The organism is Streptomyces hainanensis, assembly GCF_004348415.1.
Taxonomy (GTDB): domain Bacteria; phylum Actinomycetota; class Actinomycetes; order Streptomycetales; family Streptomycetaceae; genus Streptomyces; species Streptomyces hainanensis.
The window spans coordinates 1-9594 of sequence record NZ_SMKI01000308.1 but is presented as its reverse complement, the minus strand read 5'-3'; the positions used below and the strand labels follow the sequence as shown (position 1 = coordinate 9594).

8 protein-coding genes and 2 pseudogenes are annotated in these 9594 nt (G+C 74.9%); 5 read left to right on the top strand and 5 right to left on the bottom strand.

Going from position 1 to position 9594, the window contains the following annotated elements; translation table 11 throughout:
- Positions 1-133 precede the first annotated feature (133 nt).
- A complete protein-coding gene (gene mycP / locus E1283_RS24790; RefSeq protein ID WP_132820360.1) occupies positions 134-1318 on the bottom strand; it encodes a type VII secretion-associated serine protease mycosin in 1185 nt (394 codons plus the stop codon).
- Positions 1315-2796, bottom strand: coding sequence for a type VII secretion protein EccB (gene eccB / locus E1283_RS24785; protein WP_132820359.1), 1482 nt, complete (start codon positions 2794-2796; stop codon positions 1315-1317). Before eccB ends, mycP begins: the two co-directional genes overlap by 4 nt.
- Before the next feature lie 112 nt (positions 2797-2908).
- Between eccB and eccE the strand changes: the two genes are divergently transcribed.
- The 3 genes and pseudogenes from eccE to E1283_RS39500 all read left to right on the top strand — a co-directional run.
- Positions 2909-4195: a type VII secretion protein EccE gene (eccE, locus tag E1283_RS24780; RefSeq protein WP_132820358.1), complete on the top strand. Its 1287-nt coding sequence runs from the start codon at positions 2909-2911 to the stop codon at positions 4193-4195.
- On the top strand, positions 4195-4875 hold the full coding sequence (locus E1283_RS24775; RefSeq protein ID WP_132820357.1) for a hypothetical protein: 681 nt from the start codon (positions 4195-4197) through the stop codon (positions 4873-4875). The genes eccE and E1283_RS24775 overlap by 1 nt, the downstream gene beginning before the upstream one ends.
- Before the next feature lie 333 nt (positions 4876-5208).
- Positions 5209-5292, top strand: a pseudogene (locus tag E1283_RS39500) (hypothetical protein); the annotation flags it as partial.
- A 33-nt stretch (positions 5293-5325) separates the two neighbouring features.
- On the opposite strand, the pseudogene E1283_RS24770 reads toward E1283_RS39500, so the two are convergent.
- The 3 genes and pseudogenes from E1283_RS24770 to E1283_RS24760 all read right to left on the bottom strand — a co-directional run.
- Positions 5326-5631, bottom strand: a pseudogene (locus E1283_RS24770) (DUF3040 domain-containing protein); the annotation flags it as partial.
- 205 nt (positions 5632-5836) lie between these two features.
- Positions 5837-6646 (bottom strand): class I SAM-dependent methyltransferase, encoded by an 810-nt coding sequence (locus tag E1283_RS24765; RefSeq protein ID WP_132820356.1) that lies wholly within the window; start codon positions 6644-6646, stop codon positions 5837-5839.
- 72 nt (positions 6647-6718) lie between these two features.
- The gene (locus E1283_RS24760) at positions 6719-7192 is read right to left on the bottom strand and encodes an SAV_6107 family HEPN domain-containing protein (protein WP_165956234.1); all 474 of its coding nucleotides are present in this window, start codon (positions 7190-7192) and stop codon (positions 6719-6721) included.
- 178 nt (positions 7193-7370) lie between these two features.
- On the opposite strand from E1283_RS24760, the gene E1283_RS24755 reads away from it, so the two are divergent.
- Together E1283_RS24755 and E1283_RS24750 are read left to right on the top strand one after the other, a co-directional pair.
- On the top strand, positions 7371-8033 hold the full coding sequence (locus tag E1283_RS24755; protein ID WP_132820354.1) for a TetR/AcrR family transcriptional regulator: 663 nt from the start codon (positions 7371-7373) through the stop codon (positions 8031-8033).
- A gap of 240 nt (positions 8034-8273) precedes the next feature.
- Positions 8274-9594: phytoene desaturase family protein (locus E1283_RS24750; RefSeq protein ID WP_132820353.1), on the top strand; the 1321-nt coding region annotated here is incomplete at its 3' end.

The window sequence follows — 9594 nt, the reverse complement described above, 5'->3', positions numbered from 1 at the left end:
GAGGTGTTCCGGGCCGGCGTGGGCGAGTTCGTCGAGCGTCCAGGATGGCTGCGGCATGGGGGCGAGGGTGCCACAGCAGGCAGTTAGGCGCGCGCCGTTTTCCGGCGAGCCGTTTTCCCGCGCGCCGGCGACGTCACGCCCGTCGGCGGCGCAGGTCGCGGCGTACCAGTGCGACGCCGGCGATGACGGCGGTGAGGACGGCGGCGGTGAGGACGGCGTAGGTGCCGAGCCGCTCGGCCCGTTCGGCGTGGGTCTCGCCGAGGACGAGGTCGGGGACGTCGGGGGCCGGGGCGGCCGGCGGTGCCTCGTCGGGCACGGGTTCGGTCGGCGGGACGGTCGGCCGCTCGGTGAGGGCGCGCACCGGGTCCACGACGCCCCAGCCGAGGTGGGCGTCGGGCCCGGGGATGGCGCGTTCCGCGGTCTGTTGGAGGTGGGCGACGACGTTCTCGGCGGTCCAGTCCGGCTCGGCGGCGCGCAGCAGGGCGGCGACGCCGGCGACGTAGGGGGCGGCGAAGCTGGTGCCGTTGTCCACGCACTGCCCGCCGAGCGGCACCGTGGAGACCATGTCGACGCCGGGCGCGGCGATGCCGACGAAGTCGCCGGACTGGGAGAACGGGGCGCGCTCGTTGTTGCGGTCGGAGGCTGCGACGGCCAGTACGCCCCGGTAGGCGGCGGGGAACGTCTCCCCGGGTTCGCCGTCGGCACCGTCGTTGCCGGCGGAGGCGATGACGACGACGTCGGCGGCGAGCGCCTCGTCGACGGCTCGGCGGAGGTCGGAGTCCTCGGCCAGCCGGCGGTCGGTGTCCTGGGAGATGTTGATGACGTCGGCGTCGGCCCGGACGGCGTGCCGGACGGCCGCGGCGAGGGTCGCCACGTCGCCTTCGCCGTCGGCGTCGCTGGCCCGGATCGGGATGACGGTGGCGTCGGGGGCGAGGCCGACGAAGCCGGTGTCGTCGCTGGCCCGGGCGGCGATGATGCCGGCGACCCTGGTGCCGTGGCCCACCCGGTCGGTGGTCTGGTCGCCCTCGTCGTCGGTGAGGTCGGTGCCGCGGTCGGCGGCGACGGCGCCGGCCAGTTGGGGGTTCCGGGTGTCGACACCGCTGTCGATGACGGCGACGGCGACGCCCGCGCCGGTGCTGATCTCCCAGAGCTGGTCGAGCCGGACGCGCTGGAGCGCCCAGGGGCGCTCCGCGATCGGTTCGGCCGGAAAGGCGCACTGGGCGCCCGTGGCGCGGGCGGTGTCGGTGCCGCCGGTGAGGGCGGCGCCGGTCAGCAGGGCGAGCGCGGCGGCGGCGCGGACGGTTCTGTGCCTGGTCATGATCCCTGCGGCCGCCTCGCGCCGTCGATGTCGAGGCGGGGTCCGGTCGGCAGGAACTGCGACCAGTGGGCCGGCACCGGCACCGGGGTGACGTCGCCGTAGCCGAGCTTGATCTGTGCTTGGACCTCTTCCTCCTCGGCGCCGGTCGCGGTGGCCTGGACGGCGTGGCGCAGGCCGGTGTCGGTGACCAGGAAGACGCCGCCGGCCGCCGCCTGTTCGCCCTGCACCTGGCGGTAGAGGAGGCCGGATCCCGGGGTGACGTAGGCGGTGGACGCGCCCGACGCGATGGTGGCGGGGTAGGCGGTGCCGGCCCAGGTGGTGACCTCGGTCGAGCCGTCCTCGGGGTCGACGGAGCGCAGCACGGAGCAGAGGGTGGCCCGCTCGGGGTCGTTGACCTGGCTGATCCGGCTTTCCGGCCAGGTGAGTTCGTGGTCGATGCCGGCCTCGGGCGGGGCCGGTTCGAGGTCCTGGGCGCCGACCTCGAAGGCGGTGCCGCGCTGGCCGAGGGGCTCGGTGTGCGGGCTGTTGAGCATGAGGTGCGCGGTGAACTCGGAGACCGGGACGACCTCTCCCGGCAGCACCAGGTAGTTCTGCGGGCCGCCGCCGGTGGGGGCGGTCAGCACCATGCCGACCTGGTCGGCGTCGGCTCGGAGGCCCGGCACGGCGGCCTCCGAGCCGACGGGGGCGGAGAGTTCGGGGAAGGCGATCGGGGAGCCGTCGGCGAACGTGTCGAGCCATTCCCGGCCGACGCGCTGCGGGGGCCGCCCGTCGGTGAGGAGACGGAGCAGGACGTCGCGGTTGCCCGGATCGGCCTCGTCGATCAGGTACTTGGTGCCGGTGCCGTCGACGAGGTAGCCGGCGTCGTCCTCGGTGGACTGGACGTACAGCACCTCGCCTTCGGTGAGTCGCCCGCGGCCGTCGACCCGGCCGGCGTCGCGGTCGGCGAGGACGAAGGTGGCCTGCTGGTACTCGCCGCCGCTGCCCGGCTGTTGGCAGACCGCCCATCGCTTGGCCTCGGCCGAGTCCTCGGCGGACGGCAGCCGGTCGGGGGCGTAGGGGATGCCGAGGGTCGGGCCGCGGGGGATGTCGCCGCTGTCGAGCTCGGCCTCGTCCACGCTGACGATGTCGACGTCGGCGGGGTCGCCGAGGAGGAGGCGGGCGGAGGAGAGGTTGAGCACCGGGTGGAGTTGTGGGCCGCCGCCCGGGGTCTCCAGGACCACGTAACGGGTGGTGGAGTCGCTGCCGATGATGACGTTCCGGCCCGGCTCGTCCCAACCTTCGGGGACGGCCGGGCGGAACAGCCCCCAGGCGCCGAACCCGACCATCACCAGCGCGCCCACCACCATGCCGGGCACGACCGAGCGCAGCGGGCGCGGGGCGCCCTCCTCGGTGCCGCCGGGGTCGGGTTGGAGGAACGCCGCCACCGTGCGGCGTTTGGCGAACGTGTAGGCGTTGAGCTCGTCCTTCCGCGACGCCATGGTTGAGCGCTCCTCCCCCGTACCGTGAACCGCACCCGTGCGATCGGTTGTCAGACCGAAGATCTACTATGCCGGGTGACGATCCGATCACGGTGAGGAGGGGGCGGGGAGCATGGCGACGGCTGCGACGACGGCACGGCCCGCCGCGGACGCCGGGCCGGCCGGGCCGGTGGTGCCACGGCCGCCGGCCGGCTCGGGTGGCCTGCTGGTGCTGTGGCCGCTGGTGTGTCTCCAGGCGGCCGGCGCTCTGGTGGTGGGCGGTCTCGCCGTGAGTGGCCCGTGGCGCCCGGTGGTGTGGGCGCTGGCGGCGTTGCCCGTGGCCCTGTTGGTGCTCGTGGCGGCGGCCTGGCGGCTCGGCGAGCCGCTGCCGGTCCGGGTGGGGTCGGCGCTGGCGCTGCGGCGGCGCGGTCGGCAGGCGGCCGGGCCGCTGCCGGCGGGGGGCGATCCGCTGGTGTCGCTGGCCACCGAGTGCGTGCCCGGGCTGGTCGGTCACCCGTTCGCCGGGCGGGATCGGCGCGAGATCGGGATGGTCGCCGACGGCGGTTCGCTCACCGCGGCGCTGCGGGTGGAGGCGTCGCTCGCGCCGTTGCAACCCGGCCACGGGGTGCGGCCGTTGCCGCTGTCCCTGCTCCACGAGGCGCTGGAGACGGACGGGATATGTCTGGAGTCGGTGCAGTCGGTGCAGCACACCCAGCCGGCGCCGGCGCCGCAGCTGCCCGACCGGTCGGTGGCCGGGGCGAGTTACGCGCTGTTGCAGCCGCAGGGGCCGGGCGGGGCGCCCGCGTTGCGGCTGACGTGGGTGGCGTTGCGGCTCGATCCCGAGCTGTGCCCGGCCGCGGTGGCCGAACGGGGCGGCGGCCTGCCGGGGGCGCAGCGTGCGCTGGCGCGGGCGGCCGACCAGTTGGCGAGCCGGCTGGCCGCCGCCGGCTTCCGGGCCACGGTGTTGACGGAGGGCGAGCTGCTGGCCGCGGTGGCGGCCTGCACCAGCTCCGACCCGGCGGCCACCACGCTGATCGGCCAGGCGGAGGGGCCGCGCCCGCGGCGCACCGCGGAGGGGGCGCGCGTGTGGCGCTGTGACGACCGCTGGCACACCACGTTCCGGGTGGTGCGCTGGCCGGCGCTCGGCCCCGGGGCGACGCCGCTGCCGGGCCTGGTGGCGCTGTTGACCTCGCTGCCCGCCTTCGCCACCACGTTCTCGCTCACGCTGCGCCGGCAGGGCCCGCGTTCCGTGGCCCTCGGCGGGCATGTCCGGGTCACCGGTCGCAGCGAGGCCGAACTGCGGGCGGTCAGCCGCCAGTTGCTGACCGCGGCGCGCGGTTCCCGGGTGACGCTGGCCCGGATGGACCGGCAGCAGTTGCCCGGGGTGCGGGCCACGTTGCCGCTGGGCGGTGTCCGCTGATGGCCAGGGGAACACAGGTGCTGTCCGCCGACGCGTTGGCGGCGCTCGCGCTGCCGGTGGGGGACGACGGCATCATCGTCGGCGTCGACGCCCGGTCCCGTCCCGCGGTGCTGGGGATCCACCACCCCGTGCCGTACGACATGGTGGTGATCGGTGGGGTCTGGGCGGCGCAGGTGCTGGCGCTGCGCGCGGTCGCCACCGGAGCGCGGGTCGCGGTGGAGACGGCGCGGGCGCCTGTCTGGGCGCGGCTCGCGCAGGCGGCGAACGGCGGCGTGGAGTGCATGACGCTGCACGAGGTGGGCCGGGTGCCCCCGTTGGGCGCGACGTTGGGCAGCCCGGTGCTCGTCGTGCGGGACTGCGGCACCCGGCCGCCGCGGGGCCGGGTGGCCTCGGCGCCCTGGCAGCCGGTGCTGACGCTGCTCCCCTATCTGAGCCCCGCGGCGCCCCGGTTGCTGGAGCGCGCGGCGCTGGTGGGGATCCAGCGGGTGTCTCCCGAGGAGGCCGGGCGGATCGGGCGGATCATGGCGTTGCCGGAGATACAGGCGGAGGCGCTGTCCACGTTCGCCGAGGACGCGGTGCTCTGGTGCACCAGGACCTCGCGGCGGCTGGTGCGGATGGTGCCGACGGACAGCGAGACGGGGCTGCTCGGCAACCCGAGCCGGCTCGACCCGACCGGCTGAGCGCACCGGTTCCGGGGGCGGTTGAGGGCTCGGTGGAGGGGGACGCCCGAGGCGACCTCGGGCAACAGTGGTGACAGAGTGGCACGATTCCCCCCATTTCCCCCAACTGGTGGCGACATGAGCGACGTTCGCGTTGTGAGGGAACCCGTACCTCCTGGGGAGGGGTGGGGGAGTTCCGGAGGTGGCGACTAGGGTGATGGTGGGCACGTCAGGCGTGCCGTACAGAATGGCCTGAGCCCGTGCCGGGGGAACCGCTCGGGAGATCCGGTCCGTCATCCGCGTAGCGGACCACAGGGATGCGGATCAGAGGCATGACCAGCAGCGGGAGGCGTCGTGAACAGCGACCGGGACAGGGTTCGCACCGCGGAGGAGAGCTCCGCCGACGAACGCCCCGATGACGAGCTCCTTGAGGAGGAGTCCGAGACCACGGGGCAGTTCACCATCGACTACACGCCGCCGGCCTGGTATTCCGGCGGCGGCGCCAGCCAGCCGGCGGCGCCAGCCGGTGACGGCCACCACGGCGCAGCCGAGCATGATCAGGAAGCCCACGACGCTGAGCCAGATGAGCTGCGCGACCATGCCTCCCATGAGGAGGCCGATGCCTACCAGGAACCCGGCGATCGCTTGGTAAACCCGCTTGCGGGTGTACGTGCGCAGCTCATTACCCTCGAGCGAGCTCGCGAATTTGGGATCTTCGGCGTACAGCGCTCGCTCCATTTGTTCGAGCATGCGCTGCTCGTGGTCCGAGAGCGGCACGGAGTCCTCCTACTCGTCGGTCGCGGTGGCGACCGGATCCGACCTTTCAAGGATAGGCAGGGAAGTCTCCCTGTGAAACCCACCCCTGTACGCCATTTTCGCCCACCATGCGCAGTCCGCCGGACCCTATGGGGGTGGACAAGTCATTCCCCCAGCGGCTCCGGGTCATGCCGGAGGGCTCATCTCGATGATACGAGGAGTCCGACTATCGTTCGCCCGATGGAGTGGTTGGTCGCTCAGCGAGAACGTGCAGGCGAGCGGCGATGGCCTGGAAGGCCGGGAGGGCGGCTGCCTCCGTCTCCAGCCTGGCCAGCGCGCGCAGCGCGTCCGGCTCGGTGTCGACCAGCGCGCCCGGGACCAGGTCCGCGAAGATCCGCGCCCCGTGTACCTGGCCGGGGCGCAGCCCGGCGTCGGCGATCAGCGCCCGCAGCCCGTCCACGGTGAAGCGGTGCGGCACCGGGTCGGCGTCCCCCCAGCGCCCCGACGGGTCGCCGAGGGCGTGGCTGGCCTCGGAGAAGCGGCCGGCGAGCGCGCGGGAGAGCACGGCCCCGCCCACCCCGGCGGTGAGCACGCTCAGCGTGCCGCCTCCGGGCCGCAGCGCGCCGGCGACGGCGCGCAGCCCGGCGGCCGGGTCGTCCACGTATTCCAGGACCCCGTGACACAGCACCAGGTCGAACGCGCCGCGCTCGACGACGTCGAGCAGGTCGTGGGTGTCGCCCTGGACGCCTCGCACCCGCGCGGCGACCCCCTGCTCCGCGGCCCGTCGTTCCAGCGCGAACAGCGCGTCGGGGCTGGGGTCGACCACGGTGACCCGGTGGCCGAGACCGGCCACCGGCACGGCGAAACTCCCACTGCCCCCGCCGGTGTCCAGCACGTCGAGCGCCGAGCGCCCGGTGGTGGCCGCGCGGGTACGCAGCGCCTCGCGCAGCACGTCCCACACGACTCCGGTGCGCAGCGCGGCATGCGTTCCCGCGGCCGGGCCGCCCGCGTCGCGAACCCTCGACTCTGACGGCATTGCTGCTGCTCCTTGCTGAGGTGCGTGGGGTGAGATTCGGCCGATTCGGCCGCGCCACCGTATCCGGCAAGACTACTTCGGCACGGCGCCGCCAGGATCACCGAAGTCGGCCCGCAGCACCGGCTGGCGCAACAGCATCTCCTCCACCAGGCGGAGGAAGAAGCCGGCGGCGCGCCGCAGCTCGGTGGCGTCCATCTCGCTCGCGAGGCCGCGGATACCGGCCTCTATCCGCTGCCGCCGCGCGGCGCTCGCCGCGAACAGCAGGCTCCACTCGGCGAGCTCCGGGGCTATCTCGGGCAGCACCTCCCAGACGCTGCGGATGCGGCTCCGGGCCCGGGGCGTCGCCTCGGGGCGGCCGCGCACCGCGAGCACGGCCGCCGCCGTGCGGAGCGCCGCGAGGTGCGCGGCCACGTATGCCTCGCCCGGGTCGGCGAGGCCGGCGGCCTCCGTGAGCCCGCGCTCCGCCTGGCCCAGCAGATCGAGCGCGGCCGGCGGGGCCGACGCCCGGCGCGACACAGGGTGCACATCGGTCGGAAGTCCGGTCATGACGAGCCTCCAGTCCGTCGTCATCCAGCGCTCACGCGCGGCCGTTGCCCCCGAAAGGGGCGCAGAGTCCGCACAGTCTGCGCATCTGGGCACATGGTGACGGATGGCACTGACAATTCCCGGCCGGTCATTGCCGCTTGCGGCAATACCGCGTTCGCGCCAGGTAGAGAATCGGCCCATGACAAGGACGAGCACCCGTCGTGGTGCGACCCGGCTGAGGCTCTACGAGGCCGCGGTCACCCTCATCGCGGAACAGGGTTTCTCCTCCACCACGGTGGAGCAGATCGCCGAGCGGGCCGGGGTGGCCAAGGGGACCGTCTACTACAACTTCGCCAGCAAGACCGAGCTGTTCGAGGGGCTGCTGCGGCACGGGGTGGGCCCGTTGACGGTGTCGCTGCGCGAGGCGGCACGCGGGTCGGCGGCGCGTGGCGGGGACACGGTCGACGCGCTGGACGCGATGGCCGGCGCCGGGCTCGACTTCATCATCGGGAACCCGGACTTCACCCGGCTGCTGGTGGCCGAACAGTGGCGTACCAACCGCAGTTGGCACGCGACGCTCGTCGACGTCCGCCGGCAGCTGGCCGGGGTCGTCGAGGAGGTGCTCCAGGAGGGCGTCAAGCGGGGCGAGTTGCGCGAGGACCTGGACGTCCAGCTGATCGCCGGGGCGATGGTGGGGATGGTCGTGGTGGCCGCGCTCGACTGGCAGACCTTCCACGCGGAGCGCCCGCCGGGCGAGGTCGGGATCGCGATCTCGCAGCTGCTGCGGGGCGGTCTTGCCGCGGGCGGGCAGGTGGAGCCCCATCCGCCGGCTGACGCCGGCGGTTCCCCTCACCCCGGCTGACGTGCCCGGGGAAGACTCCACCCCCCGCCACGGCCCGGCCACGTCCGATCCGCCGCCCCGTGACGGCGGTTCGGACGCCGGGTCGCCGACTGGTCGGGTCGACGGGGTTCACCCTGCCGTGCGCGGTGCCTCCGCCCCATCCGTGCCGCTACTCAGGCGGATACTCATCAGGTACCCAGGTCGCACCGGGTGGGGTACCGATCGGTCGACACTTCGACCGCCCGGGTAACGTGCTGGTCCATGGCTCGGATCGTGGTGGTGGGCGCCGGTATGGGCGCCATGGCCGCCGCCGCCCGGTTGGCCACGGCCGGCCACCGGGTGACGGTGGTGGAGCGTGGGCGGACGTACGGCGGCGCGGTCGGTCGTTTCGCGCGGGACGGGTTCGCCTTCGACACGGGGCCCGCGCTGCTGCATCTTCCGGCCGTGTGGCGGGATCTGTTCATCAAGACCGGGAAACGCGAGCTCGGCGAGTGCGTCGAGCTGAACCGGGTGGACCCGGGCGTCGAGCACCGGTTCGCGGACGGCGTGTCCGTGCGCCTGCCGGCGGCGCTCGGCGGTGCCCAGCAGGCGTTGGACGAGGCGTTCGGCGGCGGCGCGGGGGAGCGTTGGGCGGCGCTGCTGCGGAACGCCCGGCAGGTGTGGGAGTCCACCAGGCGCCCGCTGGTCGAGGAGCCGCTGACGGCGCCCGAGCAACGCGCCGCGCTCGCCGACGACCCCTATCCGCACCCGTCCCGGCGCGGCCTGCTGCGCCGCCGGGTGCCCGGCACGCTGGCCGAGCTGGCCGCGGCCGAACTGCGTGATCCCCGGCTGGCGGCGCTGCCGACCGGCGCGGCGTGGGAGTACGGGGTGGATCCGGCGCTCGCGCCGCCGGGCGCGGCGGTGTTGGCGTACCTGGAGCGGAGCTTCGGCAGCTGGTATCCGGCGGGCGGGCTGCGGGCGTTGGCCGACGCGGTGTACGAGCGGTGTCGTGAACGCCGCGTGGAGTTCGTCTTCGACACGGAGGTCACCCGGATCCTGGCCAGGGACGGCCGGGCCGGCGGTGTCGAGTCGGCGGACGGCGGCACGCTGCCGGCGGACAAGGTGGTGTGGGGCGCGCCGGGCCTCGGCGCCGTGGCCCCGCACGCCACCGGCCGGCTCACGGTGCTGCTCGCGCTGCGCGGCGCGCGGCCGGCCGGCACCCCGCACCGCACCCTGGTGCATCCGGCGGAGCTCGACCGTCCGCCGGTGCGGGTGGCGCGCCCCGACGATCCGGCGCTACGGCCCGACGCGGCGCACGAGACGGCGGTGTTGTCCGCGCCGGCGCCGCCGCAGGGGGCGGGCGGCCTGGACTGGGACGCGCCCGGGGTCGCGGACCGGGCGGCCGACCGGCTGCTGGCGACGGTCGAGGCCGCGGGCCTCGACCTGGCCGGGCGGGTGCTGTGGCGCGAGGTCAGGACGCCGGCGGACGTGGCGCGGGAGACCGGGTCGCCCGGCGGGGTGGTGCCGGCACCGGCGCTCGCCGGGGCGGGCGGCGACTTCCTGGCCGCGGCCAACGCCGGCCGGCTGGCGGGGGCGTACCGGG

Bases quoted from the DNA above. Each gene is read 5' to 3' on its own strand.
- E1283_RS24760 (WP_165956234.1), bottom strand. From the start codon at position 7,192: ATGACCGGACTTCCGACCGATGTGCACCCTGTGTCGCGCCGGGCGTCG.
- E1283_RS24775 (WP_132820357.1), top strand. From the start codon at position 4,195: ATGGCCAGGGGAACACAGGTGCTGTCCGCCGACGCGTTGGCGGCGCTC.
- eccE (WP_132820358.1), top strand. From the start codon at position 2,909: ATGGCGACGGCTGCGACGACGGCACGGCCCGCCGCGGACGCCGGGCCG.
- E1283_RS24755 (WP_132820354.1), top strand. From the start codon at position 7,371: ATGACAAGGACGAGCACCCGTCGTGGTGCGACCCGGCTGAGGCTCTAC.
- mycP (WP_132820360.1), bottom strand. From the start codon at position 1,318: ATGACCAGGCACAGAACCGTCCGCGCCGCCGCCGCGCTCGCCCTGCTG.
- eccB (WP_132820359.1), bottom strand. From the start codon at position 2,796: ATGGCGTCGCGGAAGGACGAGCTCAACGCCTACACGTTCGCCAAACGC.
- E1283_RS24765 (WP_132820356.1), bottom strand. From the start codon at position 6,646: ATGCCGTCAGAGTCGAGGGTTCGCGACGCGGGCGGCCCGGCCGCGGGA.